Origin of the sequence: Stappia stellulata DSM 5886 (assembly GCF_000423705.1) — a bacterium.
Taxonomy (GTDB): domain Bacteria; phylum Pseudomonadota; class Alphaproteobacteria; order Rhizobiales; family Stappiaceae; genus Stappia; species Stappia stellulata.
Genome location: NZ_KE384083.1, coordinates 655,391 through 677,537 on the forward strand (window position 1 = coordinate 655,391; position 22,147 = coordinate 677,537).

The following is a 22,147-nucleotide window of genomic DNA, read 5'->3' on the forward strand; positions in this document are numbered from 1 at the left end:
ATTTCCGTGGCACTCGGCACGATCCGTGGCAGCTCCGGTCGGGACATGGCCTCCAAGGGATACAAAGGGACGAAAACCTTGAAACCAACGCAACTGAGCTATCGTGAGCGGTTGGATCGGGTGATCTCCTATCTGCACGCCCATCTGGAAAGCGATATTGGCATTGAAGAGCTGGCAGAAGTGGCCTGTCTATCCAGCTTTCATTGGCACCGAATTTACACTGCAATGTGTGGCGAGACCGTTGCGACCACGCTGCGACGCCTGCGTTTGCAGCGCGCGGCTGATCGCCTGGCAAATTCGAATTTGCCAATATCAACAATCGCGCGTCTGGCACAATACGGATCTCGGGACGCCTTTTCGCGTGCCTTCCGCGACGCATATGGCAAGGCCCCAGGTGCCTACCGTCAAAGTGGCAGTCACGCGACGTTCAAGGCCGCTATTTCAAGCAAGAGTGCCAATGGGTTTGTCGTCAGCATCGCCCATCGTCCTGCAGTGCGATGCATCAGCGTGCCACACGTTGGGTCGTATCTGAAAATTGATGCCGCGATGGCAAAACTCTTTGGCTCAATGGAAAAATCGGGGATGTTGTTACAGGATACGCCGATGCAGGCTGTATTTTACGACGACCCTGACCTTCACGCAGAAGAACACCTCAGGTCAGCCGCCTGTACGCCGTGGCCCGATGCGTTGGAAATACCTGCCGACACAGAAGAGCTCGTGATACCTTCGGGACGTTTCGCCAAACTGGAGTACAAAGGCCCCTACGCTGACATGCGGAATGCGTATCGCTGGCTATATGGTGTTTGGTTGCCAAGTTCCGGTTTTGAAATATCCGATCGCCCAGGATTTGAAATCTACCTCAACTCTCCGGTTGATACCAAGCCAAAGGATCTGCGCAGCAACATCTATCTGCCGGTGGAGACTTGAAGGATGGGCATGATCCCCGCCATCCCAGAACCGGTCATGTCCGTTGACCTGAGACCCGATCCTCATCCGGTTTGGCGCGGAATCTTCCGGTTGATTTTTGACTTTCCTGCGGCCGGTGTTTGCAATGTCATTTTCGATGCGAATTCGTCGGGCGTGAGATCGCCCGGGGATGGGTGTGGTCGGTTTTGTTGTGGCCGTCCGTCCATGCGGTGATTTGGGACCGGGCTTCGGCGCGCGACGAAGACAGCTCTCGTGAGGCACTCATCCCTGAAACTGCCGTTGAAGCTCTCGACGAAGCCGGCCGCCGCGCCACGACATTTGCGCGACGCGACTGCCGGCGACGGTTTTCGTGTCGACTGCAACCAGGCGTTACTGCGGGAGGAAATCCACGTCGAAGTCGGCGCAGATGCGCACCACCTCCGCCGGATCGCGAACCCTGTCGATGTTCCGGAAAAGTTGCTCGAGCTTGCTGGTTGGCGAGGCCCAGAACAGGCTCGTCGCATCGGCGTCGGTCTTGTTGAAGATCCCGTGCGGCATACCCCGCGGCATGCGGACGAGGTCCCCCGGTTCGGCAATCTGCTCCTGGCCGTCCAGCAATAGGGTGTACCGCCCTGTCAGGACGTAAATGTACTCTTCCTGCGTGTGGTGCACGTGAGGAGGGACGAAGGTTCCAGCCGGAAACAAGGCATGCCAAGCGATCGAACTCTCGCTCACCTGCTTCAGCGTGTAAGTCTGGCCCAGTATGTTCCAGACGGTTTGTCCCCGCGCTTCGTCGGCGCGCGTGATCCCGGCAATCTCATCAATCATTGGTTTCCATCCTTCAAAAACGGGAGTGTCCGCGTCACGCTTTGCCGCCGTCGGCGACACCGAAGACGGTCCACTTGGCTTCAGGATCCGTCGCCCCGAGGATCTGACGACCGCATTCCTCGATGATCTGGTCGGCCATCAGGATGTGCTGGGTCCCGGAGTGGATGTCGCGGTAACACCGTTGCATTACCGTGTTGTAGAGCGAGGCACTGCGCGCCGAGCGATGGGCGAAGGTGGCAACCTCGGAAACCACGTCATGAACATGACGCAACACGAGCTTGGCATCCGTCATCTGGTCCTGGGTCACCGTTTCGCCCTGCTCCAGCCCCTGGCAGATCCCGCGCCAGGTCTCGTATGCATAGGCGCGCGCAGCACGATAGCGCGCCTCGACCAGAGCCAGCTGATACTTGAAGCTCGCGCTGTCGACTGTCTTGCCGAACGCGTCGCGGCGGTTGCGCGCGACCTTCACGAGTTCGTCGAGCATGCGCCGTCCGACGCCGAGCGCCCAACTTGAATGAGCCCAAGCGCTGTAGCCTGCAAGGCCGAGTTGCCCCTGCGGCCCGCCGCGCAGGGGAACGGCATTGTCGAAGTCGTAGACCAGTTCATCCGGAATGAAGATCGTCTCCCCGTCAGCCACCTCGTAGTCGTAGCTCCCGGTCGCCTTCAGACCCAGGACATCCCACGCGCCCTTGAGCCGGATCGTACTGCGCGGATGATGCACGAGAACGACACGGGGGCTGCCGGTCGGACCGAAGATCATCTGCTTCTCGTCGTCGACAAGAAAGCCGCCGGTGTGGACCCACTCCGCATGGCAGATGCCGCTGCCAAAGGCCCAGTTGCCCCAGATCTCGTAGCCCCCTTCCACTTTCCGGGCGAACCCGCGTGGCACCCCGTTTCCGGCGACCGTGACGTCGGCGCCTTTCGCGAAAACGCGCGCGATGCCGCTGTCGGGGATGTAGAGGGCCATGGTCGCCCCCTCCATGTTGTTCACATTGGTGCACCAGCCGACGGAGGCATGCGCATGGGACAACTTTTCGATCAGCGGCATCGCGTCGACCAGGCTCACGTCCGAACCACCGACCTCCCGGGGAAACAGCATTGTGTAGAGGCCGGACTTGCGCAGCGCCGCCACCACGTCATCGGTCAGGCTGCCCTGCGCTTCGGCCGCCTGCGCCCGCTCCTCCACCAGGGGCAGGATCTTTTCCAGATTGGCGGCAAGCGTTGCCAGATCGGGCCCCTCCGACAGGCTGGGTTTTACTGCACTCATGTTCATCAGCTTCCTCCACGGGGATGATCATGCCGGGGTTCCGGCCGATCCTCTGTGTGAGGTTCGGCGGTCGAACGGATTTCCCGCAATCCCCCCAACCCGGGGGGTGTTGGCGCGACCGTGTTGCGGCTAATCTTCGACTGGCGCCGGCGACAAGCCGCGCCGACAGCCGTCAAAACAAATGGGAGGGAGGCCCATGAGTTTTTCGGAGGATGCATCGGGCCGGACTCTGCGCTCGACCGCGGATCTTCTGATGTCCGTGGCCGAGGCGGTCACACCCCAGACCCTCAGCGAAGCCTGTGGCGCGGCCCTGGCCCGCATTACCGGATCCGGGATCGTCGGGATCTATCTGGTCGACGCCGGGCGCCCCCACCTTCTGGGCAGCACCAACGTGCCCATGGGTCTGTTGGGAGAGTATCGCACCGGTCTTGGCGTCAGCGATCCCTACCTTGAGCGCCTGAGCGAAGCTCCCGGCGTTCTTGACGGCCACGGTTTCTACGGAACGCACGGCTGGCGCCAGAGCCGTTCCTATGAACTGCTGAGGGGGTGGGGGCTTTGTTCCAACATGTGTGGCCCGCTGTTGCGAGAGGGAGAGGTCGCTGGCGTCCTCTACACCGCGACGGATCGTGACGACAGACCCTATACCGCGCGCATGAAGCACAACATGGCGCTTCTGTGTCGAGCGGCCTCCGTCGCCCTTCCGCGGCTTCTCCCAACGGCCGGCGAGACCGAACCCGAGATGCGATTGCCGCCAAGGCAGGCAGAGGTAGCCGCGCTCATCCGGCAGGGTTTTTCCAACAAGGCCGTCGCGCGCGAACTGGGACTTTCCGAGCACACTGTAAAGGAATACGTCGCGATCCTCTGCCGGCGTTTCAGTGTGCGCAACCGCACGCAGCTTGGAGCCCTGATCGCACAGGCGAGCAGTTTCGCCCCGCCCCGCCCCGATGCCTGACGCCCGCCTGTGCGACAGATCCCGCACCGTTTTTCGCGCCTGAAATCCAGACCCGGGGCCGCGCCCTCCTGAAGAGTTCTCACGCACCGCCCTTGCGGGGCGAACGGCCGGCCTCCCCCAACACCGACAAAAGGAACATTACCGCATGACCGCAAAATTCGAGGAACAGACACTCTTGGTGGGCGGTGTACCAACCCATGTCCAAAGTGTCGGACAAGGGCACCCGGTGATCTTTCTTCACGGAGCCTCCACACTCGAGGGCTTCGATTTCGTTGACGGGCTTGCCGACCGCTTCCAGGTCATTTGTCCGCATCATCCGGGCATGGGCCGGTCCGGGCCGGCGGATCACGTTGCCGGCATGTCGGATCTGGTGATCCATTACCTCGATCTTCTCGACTCTCTCGATCTTGCTGTCCGGCCCCATCTAGTGGGCTTTTCCATGGGAGGCTGGCTTACGGCGGAGCTCGCGGCCGTGGCGCGCGAGAAATTCGACCGCATCGTTTTGATAGCTCCAGCGGGACTGAACGACCCCGCGCATCCGATGACCCCGATCCCCACCATTCCGCCGGCAGAACTGCCCGCCTACCTCTCGCATGATCCGGCGGTTGCCGCGCGGTACTTTCCCGACGGCTCCGATCCGGACGCGGCGGCCGCCTTCGCAGCGGATCGTGCCCGCGAGGGCGATCTCGTCGGCAGGATCGCCGCGTCACAAGGCTTCGGCCATCCCAACCTTCGCAGGATGCTTGCACGCATCACATGTCCCACCCTTGTCGTGTGGGGTGACAAAGACCGTCTTTTGCCCGCTTCTCAAATGCCGCTCTGGTGCGATGCGCTTCCTGATGCGCGGTCCCTGCTCGTGAAGGACGCCGGCCACTTCGTGGCGCATGAAAAGGCGGAAACCATGCCCCGTATCGGAGATTTTCTCGCCTCGTGACCCAGCCGCCCCTCCCCCTCGCCCGCCCCTCCGGAAGCAGCCCGGCTTCCCTCTCGGCGGTATTCCGAAACGCGTTTCGCGGCCATCCCGCGGGTGTCGCCATCGTGACCGCCGACCCGGGGTCTGGCCCCGTTGCGCTGACCGTGAGTTCCCTGATTTCGGTCAACGCAGAGCCGCCGATCGTCGCCTTTTCGGTCTCGCGCCAGTCAGGCTCCGGCGCGGCCCTCATGGAGGCGGACACCATCGTGGTGCACCTGTTGCAATTCTCGAACCTCGACCTGGTCAAGACGGTCGCAGCACCGGGAGCGGACCGCTTCGGCCCGGGCATGGATTGGGAGCGTCTCGCCACCGGGGAACCGCGCTACCGCGAAGTCCGAACCTGGTTCCGGGCACGTGTTCTGGGTCGGCTTCCGCTGGACGGGGCGACCCTGCTGGCCGCCGAACTGCTGGAAGGCGCAACCTCCGAAGACGGCCACGCCACCACCTCCCGGGAACCCCTTGTCTACATGGACCGCCGCTGGCATCGCCTGGAGAGCGGGCCTGCGCATCTTTCAATGGCCTCGGCAGGCGCCGAGAACGCCTGGTTCTGACCTCCGGGACACACACGCAAGCCGCTCGTCCGACCGACCGTGCCCGCTCGCCAGCAGTGGAAGCTGTGAAGGTTGTTCACCCGGGGCAAGGATGAGAAGCAGCGGGTCCGTGCCTTCAGCTGCTTGCGGATAGATACTCGATCTATCCGCAAGTCGAAGCGCGGCGAGCAGGCTTCAAAGCTTTTTCGACAGGACATCCTGCAACATAGCCCGGTCGAGCCACAGATCGGCAACCAGCTTCTCTAGCCGATTGTTCTCGTCTTCGAGCTGGCGCAGGCGTTCGATCTTCGATGGCGTCAGCCCGCCGAAACGCTTGCGCCAGTTATAGAACGGCGCGCCCTGCGGCAGACTTCGGCGACCGGCGTTCCCTCATCGCCCGGTCTCAGGACGAGAGCGATCTGCGCTTTTGAAACCGGCAGGCACGTCAGTCGCTCAACTCGTGACGGCGCATGACAACCTCCTTGTCAAGGAGGTTCGATCAAGCCTGACGCATCAATGAAACCCGTTCATGGGGACAGGTCCTGGATCGCCGCGCCCCGAGAATGCCTCCTGAAAAGCAACCTCGGGTCAGAACCCGCGTGACTTGGGGATCCCTTCTGCCAACAGAGCCTGGTTTGCGTCAACAAATGCATAACCGGCATCATCGGGCTCCAGCTTTCCGTAAGCTTGCCCGGTGAAATGCCCTCCACCGATGAGGGCCTTGTCAGCAACCACGCGATGCAGCAGTCGTTGTCTGGTGTCCCTCGCCATTTGGGGATCGCAGCAGAAGCGGGTGTTCAAGTGCGGATCGGCCAGTTGCATCCTGTGATGCAGCACATCCCCCAAAAGCATGAGCTGCTGGCCATCGCTTTCGACATGAATCGACATATTGCCCGGCGTGTGACCGAAGGCGGCTTCAATATGGACACCCGAACAGGGCGAAGCCCCGGGATCTGAAAGAAGCGCCTGCCCACTGTTGATGATAGGCAAAACGCTGTCTTCGTAAGCACCATAAAGCAGTGCCCCCGGCTCCGCGCGCAGTGCCTCATTTTGCCAATGGCGATACTCGATCTCAGAGAAGATATATTGTGCGTTGGGAAAGGTCGGTACCCATTCCCCGTTCTCAAGCTTTGTGTTCCAGCCGACATGGTCGGCGTGCAGATGTGTGCACATGACAAAATCGACTTCCGAGGGCGTCACGCCCGCGGAGGCAAGATTCCCCAGGAACGGGCCTTCCTGGCGCATATGCCAGCCCGGTCTTGCGGGGCGTTTCTTGTCATGCCCGCAGCATGTGTCGATCAGCAACGTTTGGCCGCCAATGCGCACAAGCGTGCCATAAAATGACAGATCAACCATGGGGGACGCGCCCTTGGCAAAGCCGGGCACCCCCTGCGACATCAGCCGCTCCACCAGCCGCGCATCGGCATCCGGAAAAATATCGCCAACCGCAAAGGTCTCGCTGACGATATCGACAATCTGGGTCACCTCGGCCTGGCCCAGCTTCAGGGTCTTGGGTGTGGGCTGCAATCGAGCCTCCTCTTCGTCATCAGCGGCCAACAAGAAACAGCGACAGTTCCGGGACAAAAGTGATTATCAGCAGCGCGATGACACTTGCACCGATCAAGGGGACAAGCCAGCGATACAGGGACGCGATATTCGAATTGAACAATGCCTGTGTGACGAAAATATTCAGGCCCAAGGGGGGGGTAAACATGCCAATCGACAGGTTCAGCGTCACGATAATCCCGAAGTGTATCGGGTCGACGCCAGCGGCCAGCACCGCGGGGAGCAACAACGGCGTCATGACGAGGATGGCAGAAGCGGTATCCAACACGCATCCCACAGCCAACAGCAGGATATTGATAAGCAAGAGGACGACCCAAGGCTGAGCATTGAGTTCGCCCAGCCACATCGATAACGCCTGCGGGATGCCGTTTACTGTCAATACCCAAGAATACACACCGCTTGCAGCAACGATTATCAAGATTTGCGACGTCACGATAACCGTCTGCCTTGCAGAATTCCAGATATGCGCAAACGCGATTTTCCGGTCGGTCGCGATGGTCGCGACGATCGCGTAAGCGCAGGCTATTCCGGCTGCCTCGGTGGGGGAAAGAAAGCCCAGGTAGATGCCCCCGAGCACAACGACAGGCATGCCAAGCCCGACAAGCGCGCGCCGTGTCGAACCCAAGATCGCTGCCAAGGATGCCCGGCCGGTCTTTGCCTCTTTCGGTGCCATAGCGCGGGCCACAACGACGAGGAACAAGGCGAGCAGCAATCCCGGAATAATACCCGCGATGAAGAGTTCGGCTGCCGACTGCTCTGCAGCGACACCATACAGGATCATCGCGATAGATGGCGGAACAACCGACGAGATTGCGGCCGAAGACGCGATGATCGCCTCGGCTTGCCCCTTGGAATAGCCTGCAGAAATCATTGGCCCATGCGTGATACGGCCAATGGCGGCAACGGTGGCCACCCCCGATCCGGAGATCGCGCCAAACAAAGTAGAAGCGCCAATCGTCGCAGTCCCAAGTCCCCCACGCTGCCCTTTGAGCAAGGTCGTCACCCAATCAATCAATGCACGCGCAAGGGTGCCGCGCGCCATCAGGTCGCCCGCAAAGATGAAAAATGGAATGGCAACCAAAGCCGGAATGTTCAAAGTTGAAAAGATATACTGATGCATCGCGAGGCCCGGCATATGCATCACCTGCGACATGATCACCGCGGAAGCCAGCAGTAGCGCCGAATAGATCGGGAAGCCGAGCGCCAGAAGAAGCAGGGGGCTGGCAAACAGGATCCAAGTCATGAGGCCTCTCCTTCACGACCAAAAAACAAAAACAGAAGGACAAGCAAGCGGGTGGCCGAAATAAGTGCGCTTAGCCCAAAGCCAAGAATGACGGCCGAGTGAACAAGCCACATCGAAATGCCGGCATCGATACTGCGCTTACCGCTCGTGTACATGATCTCGACGAAGTTCATGGAGTATGAAACCAGATAAACTGCCAACCCGATCAGACCAACCGAAACGAGAATCTCCCGGGCATAGGCAATCCGGCGCGACTGTCCCGTTTCAAAAACGTCAACCTTGATTTGCCCGTCTTGTGCAGTAACGCAGACCATGCCGATAAAGACGGCCCAGATCATGAGGTAGGTGAGAACTTCTCCAGACCAGGGCAGCGTCGTTGCGAACAAGTTGCGACCCACGACATCCGAGACGTTGATGACAATTGCCGCGAGCACGGTGATCGCCGCGATCGCCAGCAGGCCGTTGGCGACGATGCTTTCAAAGCGGAGCAGCTTGATCAAACGGCGAGAGGTCCGCCCCTCTCGCCACACGATCTCTTTATTAATGTCCATGCTGCCTCGTCATTCTGAGAGCACCAGAGGCGACCCGTTGCAAACAGACGTCGCCTCTGGCTTTTTCTTTAGTGAGATTGCGATACGGTCTTGAGCAGCTCAAAGAATTCCTTGAGGTTGCCGATGGCCAGTGTCTGTTCGCTTGCGTTGCGGTTGATTTCCAACAGCTTCTCACGGTCGCGATCCGACAGTGCTCCTACTTCACCACCGGCCTCAATCCATGCGGATTGTGCAGCAGCCTGCCGCTTTTTGACGAAGTCGCGCATTTCGACCTCGGCTTCCACCCCGGCCTCAAGAACGACCTGCTTGAGATCTTCGGGCAGTCGGTCGAAGAAAGCAGAATTGACAAGGCCTGCGATGGCGATTGTGCCGTCGTCAGTCGCCGTCAGGTACTTGGCTGCGGTTTGTGTCTTGAAAGCCGACATCATAATCGGCGATGTCCTTACTCCATCAATGGTATTCTGCTGCAACGATGGAACGACATCGGTAAAAGGCATCGAGACGGGAACAGCGCCCAGATCTTCCATGATCGTCATTTCGGTATCCGACGCCAGAACGCGCATCTTGCGCCCACCCAGATCCGACAATTCGTTGACGGGCTCGACCGTCGCAAACGATGTGGTGTCATACACCCAGACCGAGATGCCCTTGACGCCGACATCCTCGGCCAGGTTCAGGTAGACGTCACGGAACTCGGGATCCTGCAGTGTTTCGTTTGCGTGATCGATGTCCCGGAACAAACCCGGAGCATCGGCAATCTGAAAACGCGGCGCCAAACCTTTCATGTAGACGCCGGGAACAGCAATCATTTCGATGGTGCCGATTTGCACGCCCTCGACCAAAGTCGATTCACCGCCAAGCTGGGCACCGGGGTAAAGCGTTACGTCGATCCGGCCATCGCTCTGATCCTCAACGATCTCCTTGAACCGGGTGATGTAGTGTTCCAGAGGATCATTGCGGGCGATAATCCCGACTTTCATGTTGAAATCTGCGGCCTCAACGGCCAGGGCCGAAAAGGCGACCGCAACAGCGGTCAGCGAAGCACCAAAGAAGCGACGGAACTGGCCAGACATTGCTGACTCCCCTATTTTTCCTGACCTTTGCAGCCAAGCGTGTTGAACTCCCGGTGACGGTACAAAGCACTCAGTTCAAAAAACACGGCGCAGTTTCTAAGTTGGTATTCATTTTTCGGATACCGCAGCCGCGGGCCATGCCTTTCAGAGTGTGGTCTCGATGACGGGACCGACTGTCGTTGACATGCCTCCGGGTTCTCGCAGGCGCAGATCGCTCTCGTTCTGCGCCAGGCCGAGGACGGAACGCCGGTTGCCGAAGTCTGCCGCAAGGCCGGCGTCAGCGACGCGACGTTCCAAAACTTGCGCAAGCGTTATGGCGGGCTGACACCGGCGCAGGTCACGTGCATGCACCAGCTGGAAGACGAGAACAATCGGCGGAAGAAGCCGGTCGCCGATCTGGAGCTCGACCGGGCGATATTGCAGGATGTCCGGTAAAAAAGCCCTGAAGCCCGTTCGCCGTCTGGCCGGTGAATGCCAAGCGAACCTATCGCCTTTACACGGAGATGGGGCTGCAACCGGGGACGAGGCGAAGACGTCGTCGCGACATTGGACCACGCCTGCCGTTTCGTCGGCGATCCGAAGACGACCCCGGTCGATCAAGACTCGGAGTTCCTCTTCCGCGACCTTGATCTGCGACTTGCCAGAGTGGCGTCAATCTCGCCTTCTCACGCCCTGAAAAGCCCACGGACAATGCGCTCAGCGAGCGCTTCAACGGCACGTCCCGAACCGAATGTCTCAACGCGCACCGGTTCCCGACGCTTGACGATGACCGCTCGAAAACGGAGGAATGGTGCCAGGATTATAACAACGTCCGCCCTTACGACGCGCTCGGAAACAATCCGCCGATATCGCCCATCGAAGGCTCATCTGCGGCTTCCGCCGGATGAGCTCTCCCTCCCCCGGAAGTTCCGGTTCGGGGCGCCCCAAAGACAGGGACCACGACAGCGGTTCGAGCCACCCTCAAACAGCGTTTCCCGACCCGAATTCGGTTGCCATTTGATCTTGCGCGCCATGCCATGCGCTGTTGCGCGCCAAAATCTGTATGTGCCTGTGCAGGCTCGGATTTTGGGCGAACAACGGGATTTCAACAAGCAATTGAGAGGAAATGGGAAATGGTGCTGCCGGAGAGATTCGAACTCCCTCATAAAGAAAAATTCTTTCATTATATCAAATACTTAATAAAAGTTCGTGTCGTAATTTGCATGCGCATTTTGTATGCACTCCTGTTGCGGATAAGTGAAGCTGATCGCTTCGCCGAAGGTACTTGGAGCACCGGACCATCGCACCCGTGGCCACTTCAAATCAGACAGGGAACAACTTCGACCCGGTGAGCTCTCTCTCTTAAAGCTACACGCGCCCCGCAACGTGATCGTCGGCGGTGGCGTGTTCGCCTACGCCAATGCTCTGCCATGCTCGCTGGCCTGGGAAGCTTTTGGCGTTGCAAATGGTGCGCGGTCGGCACAGGAGATGCGAGTCCGTATCGCACGCTATCGCAGGAGCGAACCGTCGGACCGAAGTGACTATCAAATCGGTTGCCGAATCCTCACTCAGCCGTTCTTCATTCATTAGACTGACTGGATTCCGGTCCCGCAAAGCTGGGCACCAAATATTGTTTCGTTCAAGACGTATATACCGTGAAGCGGGCGGACACGAAGCCAAGAACGGACTTCTGATGAGGCGAGACATTCATAGCCTATTTGACGGCGGATACGTGACTGTGACCCCGGAGAACCGATTTGAAGTTAGCCGCAGGATCAAAGAACAATTCGACAATGGTCGGCACTTCTACGAGCTTCATGGCCGGAGTATCTCGCTGCCTACTGACGCGGACGCCCGACCAGATCCCGCATTTCTACAATGACACATGACCTGAGAACCGGTTCTACGGCTGACGGAATTTGGATGTCGGTTCCGGCCGCCGCCCAGTTGGATTCTCGAAACACGACAGGCTGTGCGCGGCAAAAATCAATACCTTTCAGCGCATTGTGCGAAGTCCACCAAATCACCGCAAGCAACAGGTCTGGAGCATATCGGTCCCGAGATACGGCCCCCGGGTCTTTTGCCCCAGGAGTTGGTGCTCACCCCTTCCCGCATAACCCTCGAAAACAACGGAAAAATCCGGCCGGAGCCGGATCGGGAGAACGCTTTCGCAAGGGCATGTGGCGGAGGGGATGGGCCTGACGTCCAACCTTCTCCGGACACAGCAGTTCATCCGCCATGAATCGCACGGACTGCGGTCGCGACAGCTTCTTGCAGAACATGGGCCACCAATCCGGCGCGGCCTGTGCAGCGCCGATGATGGTAGCCGCTCCCATGGATGCCCTCTCCTTCAGCTTGTTTTTCGACGCCATGAGTTTGGCACTCGCGATGCCATCTGGGGAGAAGGGCATCCACCCCATCCTCACTTGTCACCCGCTCAAGCCAGACCGGCCTACCCACGCGGTCTCAACAGCCAATCCCTGCAATCGGATCGCGCCAGCTGTGCGAAAAAACCACCCCTAACGATCGCCTTCGACAGAGCCCGGACCTCCTCGAGAGGTGGGCGGACAATCACGCGGGATGTCGCAGCGACACGCACGGCGCCACGCACTCAAAAAACACATCAGGCTTGCTCGACACACCGGTCGCGATATTCCGAAGGCGTGACCCCAGTAAATCGCCGGAAGGCGCGTGTGAAGTGTTGCGGAGTCTCGTAGCCCGCCAGCATGGCGACCTCGATCACCTTCAGGCCCGGGTCGTCGAGGCGCTCGCACGCCAGTGAAAACCGCGCTTCTTGGAGGATTTGCGAATAGGAACTGCCGCAGAGCTTCAGACGGCGCTGCAATGTCCGCGTGCTCATCCCCGCCATCTCGGCGGCAAAAGCGACATTCGGGCTTCCGCCGCCAATGTAAGGCTGAACCATCATGCGCAAGAGGCTGACGAACTCCCATGCCGCCGCCGGGCCGTCCGGGTCATCCCCCTCCATCGCCGCATCATGCGCCGGAGCGGTCGCGTCGTTCGTCGATCGGGCGAGATCCGTGCCTCCGACGACGATCGACGTATGCGCTTGACCCATGCGGAGGCGCGTCTCGGGAAACGCCGCCTGGACGGTCGCGGGCGGGGGGGCGGAGGAGACGAAGCATAGCTCTCGCGGCTGCCATGATGGCCCCGCAACGCTGCGCACGACCGAGATAACGGCTTGCAGATTGAGCCACTCGGCAAGACAGATGAAGGGATGGCGCCCGACACCCGCCATCTCGCAGATGACGCGAACATCGTCGGCCTCGCGCTGGATGCGCATGGCAAGCGCGCTGTCCTCGAACCGCGAGAGAGCGGCCAGTGCCTCGAGCCGCGTCAGGCCGGTCTGCGCCGTCATGATGGCCGCCTGTTGCGCAGGACGCAACGACGACAGGCACGCGTTCTGTGCGCCCAGCAGACCCAGTTCCATAGGGCGCAGATCGTGACCTGTCCGCGCGATCCATTCCAGCGCGACCGGGATGCTCACATAGAGGTCCGGCGTGGTTTCGATGTTTTCCGGCAGCTTTGACCGCGCAAGATCGCGATCCACCGGCGCGCCGATGTCGCGCAGCACCGATATGTAGACATTCAGATGCGTCGCCCTCACGAGCGTCAGATGTCCTTCCATACACGCTTCCCCGGGCACACCATGCCTAGGACTGGCGCGCATTGGTCGGAGGACACCCCTCACTCGCGTTAGGGTAAGCCTGCGACGATCATCAAGGTCTGGTATCACGCATGGCCCGACGCACCAAGGCTCTTGAACCTGGCTTGTCCAAGGTTCGGTCCGTGATCGACGGGCTCGTTCTGGACGGCACGATCTCGATCGCAGCTGCGGCAACACATCTGGAGACCAGCCCCCGAACCCTCCAGCGGCGACTGAAGCGGGGCGGCGTCGGCTTCTGGGCTCTTGTCGAACAGAGCCGTTTCAAGATCGCCAGTGCGCTGCTGCGCGAGACCGACCTGCAGGTCCAGGACGTTGCCGCGAAGCTGGGCTACGCGACACCGGGGGCCTTCGCGCGTGCTTTCGCCAAGTGGGCAGGCTGCTCCCCAAGCGTCTTCAGGAATGCGCCCCAGGACGGATCCCAAGCCACGCGGCATTGGCGCGAAATGGGCAGCAGAAGGGCCGTGCCGAGTCTAGGCTCAATAGGAATGCCAGATCCGACCGAGGAGAGCTGACGGATGACACGCCTGACCACCTTGAGCGCACTTGCCCTCACTCTCGCCATGGGGCCCGCATTTGCGGAAGTCTCACCAGCGGAACTGGAGGCAATCTCCATTCCCGACACGGTAGAGACGGCAATCGGCACGCTCGAGTTCTTCGACGGGGTTCCGACCGACGCCACGATAGCCACGGTTTACGACAACTACGACCGCATGCGCGGCCTGCAGGTGTTCCTGGACAACATCGGCGCCGTGTCGATGTACAGTGTGCGCACGGGACTGGCCGATGCCGGGGCCGAAGGCGCGAACCGGATCGCCCTGTTTGCGGACCTGATGGATTCGGAAACGCTGGTTGTTACGGCCAACACGTCGACCCTTTATGCCTATACATACACCGATCTTGCCAAAGATGGCCCGACGGTGATTGACGTGCCGCCGGGCATGCTCGGCTTTCTCAATGACGGTTGGCAGCGGTTTGTCGGCAACATGGGCGTCACCGGGCCGGATGCGGGCAAGGGCGGCAAGTATCTGATCGTGCCGCCGGGCTATGCCGGTGACATCCCCGACGGCTATTTCCTGCTGAAGCCGCCCACGAACCGGAATTTCATGTTCCTGCGCGGCTCGATTGCCAACGGGCTGGCCCCCGCGGTGGAAAACATCACGTCAAACCTCAAGGTCTATCCGCTGAAGGACGCGGCGGATCCGGCGGCAACAGAATTCGTGAACGTGTCGAACATGGCGTTCAACACGGTCTTTCCCAGCGATGCCAGCTATTTCACGATCCTTGACCAGATTATCCAGGAAGAACCGCTCGACGCAATCGGCCCGGAGGCGCGCGGCGCCATCGCCGCTATCGGCATCGTGAAGGGCGAGACCTTCGCCCCCGACGACCGGATGCAGGCGCGGCTGGCTGAGGCCGCGACCTTGGCCAACGCCACCGCACGCGCCATCACCTACCATCCCCGTATCGCCGGGGTGCGGATCTATCCAGACAACCCAAAAAGCGTCTGGTCCACTGCCTTCGCCAATCGGGACACCAGCTTCCAAGCTGACGGCACGATGAACCTCGATGCACGGGCGATCTACTACTTCAACGCGGGCGGGGTCACCCCGGCCATGGCGACAAGCAGCCCCGGACAGGGGTCGGATTATGCGCTGGCGTTTCTCGATGGCAATGGACAGGCCTTCGACGGGTCGAAGACCTACAAGCTCACTCTGCCCAAGGACGTACCGGTCAAGGATTTCTGGGCTGTCACGCTGTATGACACCCAGACCCGCTCGCAGCTTCAGACCGGCCAGAGCTTCCCGACCATCGGCAGCCAGACCGACGGCATGACCGCGAATGCCGATGGCTCCTACGACATCTTCTTCGCGCCCACGGCGCCTGAGGGCAAGGAAGGCAACTGGTTGCAAACCGTGCCGGGCAAGAGCTGGTTCACGATCCTTCGGATGTATGGGCCGCTGGAGCCCTGGATCGACCAGAGCTGGCGGCCCGGCCAGATCGAACTGGTCCAATGATCTGCGCGCCGGGATCATGCCAGCGGCTCAACCAAGAGCGCTTCCGATATCTTGACCAAGAGAAGGTCCGATGATGGACCGTTCGCCCTTCCGATCAGCCGCGCTTCTTCTGGCGATGCTCGCTCTGCCGGCTGTCTGCGCGGCGCAGGGGTCTGAGGCGCCTTCCGGAAATACCGACGGCGCGGCGCTTGCCAAGCAGCTGTCGAACCCGATCGCGTCCCTGATCAGCGTTCCCTTGCAGTACAACTACAACGACGGGTACGGGGGCGGTGGATCGCAGAGCACGCTCAACATCCAGCCGGTGATCCCGATCTCCATAAGCCCGTCCTGGAACCTGATCTCGCGCACCATCATCCCGCTTGTCGACCAGGACAATCTTGCGCCCGGTTCCGGCTCGCAGAAAGGGCTAGGCAACATCACGCAGAGCTTCTTCTTTTCGCCCAAGGATCCGACCGTCGGCGGGTTGATCTGGGGCGTCGGGCCCGTGTTCCAGCTGCCCACCGCCACAGACAACGTCGCGCCCGACCAATGGGCGGCGGGGATCACCGGCGTCGCGTTGAAGCAATCCGGCCCCTGGACCGTCGGCGCCCTCGCAAATCATCTCTGGTCGATCAGCGATGAGGACAGGTTCGGCAAGGTATCGGCGACCTTCGTGCAGTCGTTCCTGTCCTACACGACGTCGAAGGCCACGTCCTTCACGCTGAATACCGAGAGCACCCATAACTGGGAGACCGACGAATGGTCCGTCCCCATCAACTGCGTGGTCTCGCAGGTCGTAAAGCTGGGCGCCCAGCCAGTGCAGCTCGGCCTTGGCGCGCGCTACTGGGCCGATGCGCCGGAGGACGGGCCGGACGGCTGGGGTTTGCGGGCGCAGATGACATTCCTTTTTCCGAAGTGAACCTTTCGGACCAGCCCGACATCCTGTTCTTCGCGCAGGATCACATACACACGAGAAAGGCGAGACACATGGACAGACACCCTTGCACGACCGCCGCGGCAGCCCGCGGCGGCACCCTCACAGCCCTTCGTAAACGGCTTGCCGGCGTCATGACTGCCCTTGCCCTTGCCCTTGGCGGCGCAGCACTCGGCGCACAGGCCCAGGATGCGAGCCCGCCGCCAACGCCCGAGGCGATTGCCGAACGGGCCTATACCTACGGGCTTCAGCAGGCCATCTTTTATGGCCAGCGCTGGATCTATACCCAGAACGACGCAGCGGCCAACGACATCTATTCGGGCGTCAACCGGTTTTTCTGGGTCCGCAAGCAGATCACCCCGGATTTCCCCGTCGTTACGCCAAATGCGACGACGCTCTATGGTTCGGGGTTCCTCGACCTGCGTGCAGGCCCGGTCGTGATCGAAGTGCCCGCGATCACGGACCGCTATTTCAGTGTCCAGATCATGGACCAGTACGGCATTTTCCGCATGATCGTCGGCTCGCCCTTCAATGGCACCATCGCCCGCAAGTACATCCTGATCCCCCCGGGCTTCGACGGCACCGTGCCCGCGGACTTCCCGACCACGGATATCGTGCAATGGCCGTCGAAGACCGCCTATGGCGTCGTGCGAATGGCGGTCGAAAACGGGTCGGACGCGGAAATCGCGACGATCAACGCTTATCAGGACCAGGTCACCATGACGCCGCTGGCCGACTGGATGGCAAACGGGCACAAGGGTGTGCCCCAGGAAGGGCGGGATATCGTGGCAGGCGATTTCGTCATCCCCGACGGTCTGCCGGATTACGCGGTTGGCCAAGTCGACAAGCAGACCGCCGAACAGTATTTCACCCTCTTGAATGTCATCCTGAACGATCCGACCATGCCGCTGCTGACGGACTCGGTGCTTGAGACCGACATGATCGCGCAACTTGCCTCGATCGGTATCGGGCCGGGACTGAGCTTTGACTGGGCGACGCTGACACCCGACATGCAGACGGCACTCGAGACTGGTTTCAAGGCGGGATTTGACAGTGTGCGCGCCACGCTGAAGACGAACCTGATCGACATGAACGGCTGGGGCATCGTGCGCAATGACGGCGGGTTCGAGACCCGCTGGATGGACCGCGCGGTGATCGCCGATGCCGCCTGGGCTGCGCCGGACAAGAACATCTCCCACGGCGGCGCCTTTCTCTTCACCGATGCCGATGGCCAGCCGTTGTCCGGCAGCAACAAGTACACGCTGACCTTCGACATGAACGATCTGCCGCCGGTGACGCAGTTCTGGTCGATCCCGATCTACGACACCAACGGCTACTTCGTCGCCAACGAGATCAACCGATACACCGTCAACAGCTTCATGCTGGCGGCAGGCGATCTGGTCGCACAGGACGGCAAGCTGGTGATCCATGTTCAGCACGAAAAGCCGACCGATCCGGATCAGGCGAAGAACTGGCTCCCCGCCCCTGCGGACGGTTTCCGGTTCACCGCGCGCTTCTACGGGCCCTACGCGCCCCTGACCGACGGAACCTACAACATGCCGAAGGCGGTCAAGGTCGACTGACCGCCCGACACGGACCGGAGCACCCGAGCGGGTGCTCTGGATGCAATCTCATCCCGAGGAGGCAAAGCCATGCTCCCCAGATTTCTACTGACGACGCCGTTCCTGATCTGGTGCGCCGCCCTTCCCGCTCTGGCAGATGTCTCCGAATCCGAACTGGCGGCGATCTCGATTCCGGACACGGTCGCGACACCGATCGGGACGCTCGAGTTCTTCGACGGTGTGCCGGTTGGAGACACGATCGACACCCTCTACGACAATCTCGACCGGATGCGCGGATTGGCGGTCTTTCTCGACAACCAAGGGGCGGCGTCGCTGCACGCCATGCGGACGGGCAACGCGAGGATCGGCGCCGATGCGTCGAACAAGGTTACTATCACCGAGCAGCTGCTGCAGCCTGAGTCGCTCTATCTGACTGGAAACACATCCACTCTCTACGCTCTCGCCTATCTGGACCTGAAGACGGATGGACCGCTCGTCATCGAGCTGCCACCCGGTATGCTGGGGTTCGTGGACGACGCCTGGTTCAGATTCGTCGAAAATCTGGGGGCCATCGGTCCGGACCGGGGCAAGGGAGGCAAGTACCTTGTGCTGCCGCCGAACCATGAAGGGGCCGTGCCCGACGGTTACTTCGTCGTCAAAACAGGCACCTACAGCAATCTGCTGTTTCTTCGCGGCTCTATCGCGAATGGCCTCGCGCCGGCCGTCGAGAACATCAAGTCCAAACTCAGGATCTATCCGCTGGCACAAATCGACACTCCGCCCGCGACCGAGTTCATCAACTTCTCCGGCGTGAGCTACAGCACGGTCGCAGCGAACGATGTCAGCTTTTTCGAAGGTCTCGATCAGGTGGTTCAGGAGGAGCCCCTCGATGCGATCGGGCCCGAGGCGCGCGGGCTGCTGGCGTCCATCGGCATCGTGAAGGGCCAGCCCTTCGCACCCGACGCGCGGATGACGCGGCTTCTGGGCGAAGCCGCGCTGCTGGGCAACGCAACTGCCCGCGCCATTACCTACCAGCCGCGCATCGGCGGTGTGTTCATCTATCCAGACACCGACAGCGCCTGGACGACCGCCTACGCGAACAAGAACACCACATTTGAGACCGGTGGTGCCACGGATCTGGACGCCCGCGTGTTGTTCTATTTCAATGCGACCGGGGTGACGCAGGCAATGGCGGCGACCACCGTGGGACAAGGCTCGGATTACGCTCTCGCCTATCTGGATGCGGACAAGAAGCCCTTCGACGGGTCAAAGACGTACCGGCTTCACCTGCCGTCTGATGTGCCGGTCAACAATTTCTGGGCCGTGACGCTGTACGATACCCAGACGCGCTCGTTGCTGCAGACCGGCCAAAAGTTCCCGACCATCGGCAGCCAGACGGACGGCATGACCGCGAACGCCGATGGCTCCTACGACATATTCTTCGCGCCCACAGCGCCTGAGGGCAAAGAAGGCAATTGGGTTCAGACGGTTCCCGGCAAGAGCTGGTTCACCATCCTGCGAATGTATGGGCCGCTGGAGCCGTGGATCAACCAGACCTGGCGGCCAAGCGAAATCGCACTGGTTCAGTAATTGCGACGCCGGTCAAAAGTCCGGCGGGCTATCGCATCGGGTCATTCGAAACGGTCGCCGTCGCCTCAATAGCGGAGAGGTTTCTCCATTGTAAAACGCCCGGATTCGCAATCTCAGATCTGAGCACCTGCTTTGGTAGGACTTGCTACGACCGAGGCTTATCTACAATACATCCGCGCCTGATCCCGCATGACGCTGTAGTCGGCGAGCATTTCGGCGGTAGCCGAACCCTCCGGCAGCAGGACCCGCTCGTCTGCAGCCCGCGCTTGGAACTCTCGGCCATACTCGACTACGGGCGGGCACGTCGCGAGCCTGCCGTCCTAAGAACAAACCGTCGCGCAGCAGCTGAGAAAGCTCGTTGCGATCACGAGGGCTGCGCGCCGCCGCTTCCAGCATCCGGCGTTGGACATCATTGACCTTCTTCGTGGTCTCAAGACGTTCGGCGAACCGCTCGAGCTTCTCGCGGAGGCTGCCGCAGAACTCGATCTCGAAGTCGGTGACGGCGTTCTCGCTGGCCGCCTCGAGCAGGTGGGTCCAGCTGCAGGACGGAGTGTCGTCGTTCAGGTCGATCATCGCGCCACCCTTAGAACGGAATGGGGTCGCCGAGGATCGTGCCGGTGCGCTCCTTGCGCGCGGCCTGCTCCTGCATGCTGTCGGTGTAGCCGGCGACTGCCGCCTCGATCAGGCGGTCGATGTCCTCGGCTCTTCGGTGGAAGAAGGGCTCCCAGAGCCCGAGGTCGGTGAGCGCTTCGGCGAAGAGCGTCCGCGCATCGCGGATCGCCTGCGCATCGCGCGCGGTCTTGTCGATTATGCCGTTGTTCCTTTGTACGATGGCGCAGCCCACGTCCTGACAGCAGCGCGAGCAGAAGCGGTGGAAGGGTTGGCGATCCCAGCGGAGGCCGTGGCAGTAGCCCAAGCCGCGAGCCTCGCGAGTCCAGACGGCGCAGAGCGCTACCCGAGCAAGACGGTCGCGATCGGGTCCTCGGGCGACCAACCCGCCCTCTGGAGCTCTTCGGACTGGAGCACGATCCAGCGCGAGATCGCGTTGCCGGCCATGGCTTCGAGGTCACGGAGGCTGAGGCTTGCGATGGGGGCGTGCAGTCTCCCTCGGGCCTCGGGCCTCAAGCCATCGTCCGATCTCCAACGCCGCTTCGAGTGTCACATGCGCCTGCCATTCATCCCGGGTCATCGTCCCGGCAGGATCGCGCCGGGCCTCGGGCGGCGGCGACTTGAGCTGAGCTTTGTTCCCGGGAAATTCGCCGGGCCGCTGCTGCAGGCGATGTCAGAGGCTGATGACTCGGGGCGGGCTGTGTTCAGGGCCGTCCCTAGGGACTGCGAGAGCCAGGGCGCGAAAGTCAGCTTTAAACGGAACGGAACAGCGCAATGGTGAAGAGTCCATCTGGGACGCTACATGGCGGTGGTTGTCCTTTCAGCTAAGCAAAGGGAACCTCGAGTTGGGCACCGAGGATGGCATCCCGGAACTTGAAATCGTTCAGAGCTGGACCACACGCTTCGCCGCCGCAGTGATATCGCTGTTGCCACTAGAGCAACATGAGGCGGAGGAGCTTGAGGGATATCCCGAGGCCGCTGTCCAGAAGGTGGAGGTAAGGCGACACGACCTGGAGCCCGTTCTCGGTTGACGCAATTTTCGCGCTAACGACGGTTGGCGGATCAACGGGATCAATCTCGGGCGGCGCCTAGCGCCTGCCGCGTTTCAGCATGCATGTCCGCCGCCTTGAGAGACCGCGCCGTCAACGTCCTGCCGATCCGGCGCCTTTTTTGCGTGTGTCCGTCGAGCGGAGCGGCTACGCGACGCAGGAGGCCGCAACGGCCGCGACAGCGCTAGGGGCGCTCGACCGCTCAAAACCGCGTCTCGGCCTTCTCGACCTCGGCCTGCTCTACCGGGGCGGTTTCGAACTCATCGGCCCCTTCCGCGACAAGGGTGTTCCGATCATTGTGCTCACCGCACTCCAGGGGGCGAGCGAGAAGGTCGCGACACTTGATCTCGGTGCGGACGATTATGTCACCAAGCCGTTCAACAGCGACGAGCTTCTGGCTCGCATCCGTTCGTGCCTGGGCAGGGCCGATCGGAGCGCGGGCATCACCCGTCAGATCAAGGTCGGACCGATCGAGGTCGACCTCGACGCCCACAGCGTGCGAAAGTCCGGTGCGGAAGCCAAGCTGACCCCGAAGGAGTTTTCGCTGCTTGCCGAGCTGGCCGCTCATCCCGGAAAGGTGCTGACCCACACGCATCTCCTGCGCGAGCTCCGGGGTCATGCCTATACCGACAAGGTCGAGTACCTGCGCGTCACCGTCAGATCCCTACGCAAGAAGCGGGAGGACGACCCCTCCAGTCAGAGCCTTATCCAGAACGAACCAGGCATCGGCTATCGGTTCCTTTCTCCGAATTCACCGCGGATCTGAGCGCCGCGCCGCTGAGAACACGACGCGCGAAAGAAAACACCCGGACGGTCCGACACCGCCTCGCCCTGGATATGAGCCCAACCTCGCTGC

At 61.1% G+C, this 22,147-nt stretch carries 20 protein-coding genes and 2 pseudogenes; 12 read left to right on the plus strand and 10 right to left on the minus strand.

Features of this window, described 5'->3' with window-relative positions:
• Positions 1 to 6: 6 nt before the first annotated feature.
• A complete protein-coding gene (locus G572_RS26060) occupies positions 7 to 927 on the plus strand; it encodes an AraC family transcriptional regulator (RefSeq protein ID WP_245566264.1) in 921 nt (306 codons plus the stop codon).
• A gap of 369 nt (positions 928 to 1,296) precedes the next feature.
• Here G572_RS26060 and G572_RS0120115 read toward each other — a convergent pair whose 3' ends face one another.
• Together G572_RS0120115 and G572_RS24915 are read right to left on the minus strand one after the other, a co-directional pair.
• Complete coding sequence (locus tag G572_RS0120115) at positions 1,297 to 1,734, minus strand: cupin domain-containing protein (protein WP_029060010.1); 438 nt, start codon at positions 1,732 to 1,734, stop codon at positions 1,297 to 1,299.
• Positions 1,735 to 1,768: 34 nt separating this feature from the next.
• On the minus strand, positions 1,769 to 3,001 hold the full coding sequence (locus G572_RS24915) for an acyl-CoA dehydrogenase family protein (protein WP_245566265.1): 1,233 nt from the start codon (positions 2,999 to 3,001) through the stop codon (positions 1,769 to 1,771).
• Between the two features lie 196 nt (positions 3,002 to 3,197).
• On the opposite strand from G572_RS24915, the gene G572_RS25685 reads away from it, so the two are divergent.
• The 3 genes from G572_RS25685 to G572_RS24925 all read left to right on the plus strand — a co-directional run bounded on the left by G572_RS25685 (position 3,198) and on the right by G572_RS24925 (position 5,477).
• Positions 3,198 to 3,953: a LuxR C-terminal-related transcriptional regulator gene (locus G572_RS25685; protein ID WP_029060011.1), complete on the plus strand. Its 756-nt coding sequence runs from the start codon at positions 3,198 to 3,200 to the stop codon at positions 3,951 to 3,953.
• Between the two features lie 145 nt (positions 3,954 to 4,098).
• Positions 4,099 to 4,887 (plus strand): alpha/beta fold hydrolase, encoded by a 789-nt coding sequence (locus G572_RS0120130; protein ID WP_029060012.1) that lies wholly within the window; start codon positions 4,099 to 4,101, stop codon positions 4,885 to 4,887.
• On the plus strand, positions 4,884 to 5,477 hold the full coding sequence (locus G572_RS24925) for a flavin reductase family protein (protein ID WP_051242815.1): 594 nt from the start codon (positions 4,884 to 4,886) through the stop codon (positions 5,475 to 5,477). The genes G572_RS0120130 and G572_RS24925 overlap by 4 nt, the downstream gene beginning before the upstream one ends.
• A 160-nt stretch (positions 5,478 to 5,637) precedes the next feature.
• On the opposite strand, the pseudogene G572_RS26065 reads toward G572_RS24925, so the two are convergent.
• From G572_RS26065 to G572_RS0120160, 5 genes and pseudogenes are all read right to left on the minus strand, one after another.
• A pseudogene (locus G572_RS26065) lies at positions 5,638 to 5,905 on the minus strand (transposase); the annotation flags it as partial.
• Positions 5,906 to 6,044: 139 nt separating this feature from the next.
• A complete protein-coding gene (locus G572_RS24930) occupies positions 6,045 to 6,983 on the minus strand; it encodes an MBL fold metallo-hydrolase (protein WP_051242817.1) in 939 nt (312 codons plus the stop codon).
• Positions 6,984 to 7,002: 19 nt separating this feature from the next.
• The gene (locus G572_RS0120150) at positions 7,003 to 8,265 is read right to left on the minus strand and encodes a TRAP transporter large permease (protein ID WP_029060013.1); all 1,263 of its coding nucleotides are present in this window, start codon (positions 8,263 to 8,265) and stop codon (positions 7,003 to 7,005) included.
• Positions 8,262 to 8,816, minus strand: coding sequence for a TRAP transporter small permease (locus G572_RS0120155; protein WP_084650392.1), 555 nt, complete (start codon positions 8,814 to 8,816; stop codon positions 8,262 to 8,264). Before G572_RS0120155 ends, G572_RS0120150 begins: the two co-directional genes overlap by 4 nt.
• A gap of 68 nt (positions 8,817 to 8,884) precedes the next feature.
• Positions 8,885 to 9,889, minus strand: a complete 1,005-nt coding sequence (locus G572_RS0120160; protein ID WP_029060015.1) for a TRAP transporter substrate-binding protein — start codon at positions 9,887 to 9,889, stop codon at positions 8,885 to 8,887.
• A gap of 210 nt (positions 9,890 to 10,099) precedes the next feature.
• Here G572_RS0120160 and G572_RS26365 point away from each other — a divergent pair.
• Both G572_RS26365 and G572_RS26725 read left to right on the plus strand, forming a co-directional pair.
• Positions 10,100 to 10,776: pseudogene (locus G572_RS26365) on the plus strand (integrase core domain-containing protein).
• A 785-nt stretch (positions 10,777 to 11,561) separates the two neighbouring features.
• Positions 11,562 to 11,750 carry a hypothetical protein gene (locus tag G572_RS26725; RefSeq protein ID WP_245566267.1) on the plus strand — a complete coding sequence of 63 codons (189 nt, stop codon included), beginning with the start codon at positions 11,562 to 11,564 and terminating at the stop codon, positions 11,748 to 11,750.
• A 741-nt stretch (positions 11,751 to 12,491) separates the two neighbouring features.
• Here the strand turns inward: G572_RS26725 and G572_RS0120180 are convergent.
• Entirely contained in the window at positions 12,492 to 13,556 is a 1,065-nt protein-coding gene (locus G572_RS0120180) for a helix-turn-helix domain-containing protein (protein ID WP_084650394.1), read from the minus strand.
• A 119-nt stretch (positions 13,557 to 13,675) separates the two neighbouring features.
• On the opposite strand from G572_RS0120180, the gene G572_RS24935 reads away from it, so the two are divergent.
• The 5 genes from G572_RS24935 (at position 13,676) to G572_RS0120205 (ending at position 19,633) form a co-directional block, all read left to right on the plus strand.
• On the plus strand, positions 13,676 to 14,065 hold the full coding sequence (locus tag G572_RS24935; protein WP_169391347.1) for a helix-turn-helix transcriptional regulator: 390 nt from the start codon (positions 13,676 to 13,678) through the stop codon (positions 14,063 to 14,065).
• A gap of 3 nt (positions 14,066 to 14,068) precedes the next feature.
• Positions 14,069 to 15,568 carry a DUF1254 domain-containing protein gene (locus G572_RS0120190; RefSeq protein WP_029060019.1) on the plus strand — a complete coding sequence of 500 codons (1,500 nt, stop codon included), beginning with the start codon at positions 14,069 to 14,071 and terminating at the stop codon, positions 15,566 to 15,568.
• Between the two features lie 70 nt (positions 15,569 to 15,638).
• On the plus strand, positions 15,639 to 16,466 hold the full coding sequence (locus G572_RS0120195) for a transporter (RefSeq protein WP_342664775.1): 828 nt from the start codon (positions 15,639 to 15,641) through the stop codon (positions 16,464 to 16,466).
• A 68-nt stretch (positions 16,467 to 16,534) separates the two neighbouring features.
• Positions 16,535 to 18,064: a DUF1254 domain-containing protein gene (locus G572_RS24940; protein WP_084650452.1), complete on the plus strand. Its 1,530-nt coding sequence runs from the start codon at positions 16,535 to 16,537 to the stop codon at positions 18,062 to 18,064.
• 372 nt (positions 18,065 to 18,436) lie between these two features.
• Entirely contained in the window at positions 18,437 to 19,633 is a 1,197-nt protein-coding gene (locus G572_RS0120205) for a DUF1254 domain-containing protein (protein ID WP_425423458.1), read from the plus strand.
• A 162-nt stretch (positions 19,634 to 19,795) separates the two neighbouring features.
• Here G572_RS0120205 and G572_RS26370 read toward each other — a convergent pair whose 3' ends face one another.
• Positions 19,796 to 20,206, minus strand: a complete 411-nt coding sequence (locus G572_RS26370) for a hypothetical protein (RefSeq protein WP_037547513.1) — start codon at positions 20,204 to 20,206, stop codon at positions 19,796 to 19,798.
• Positions 20,207 to 20,216: 10 nt separating this feature from the next.
• The gene (locus G572_RS26475; RefSeq protein WP_245566268.1) at positions 20,217 to 20,549 is read right to left on the minus strand and encodes a DUF6511 domain-containing protein; all 333 of its coding nucleotides are present in this window, start codon (positions 20,547 to 20,549) and stop codon (positions 20,217 to 20,219) included.
• A gap of 869 nt (positions 20,550 to 21,418) precedes the next feature.
• Between G572_RS26475 and G572_RS24960 the strand changes: the two genes are divergently transcribed.
• Complete coding sequence (locus tag G572_RS24960; RefSeq protein WP_245566280.1) at positions 21,419 to 22,057, plus strand: response regulator transcription factor; 639 nt, start codon at positions 21,419 to 21,421, stop codon at positions 22,055 to 22,057.
• Positions 22,058 to 22,147: the final 90 nt, after the last annotated feature.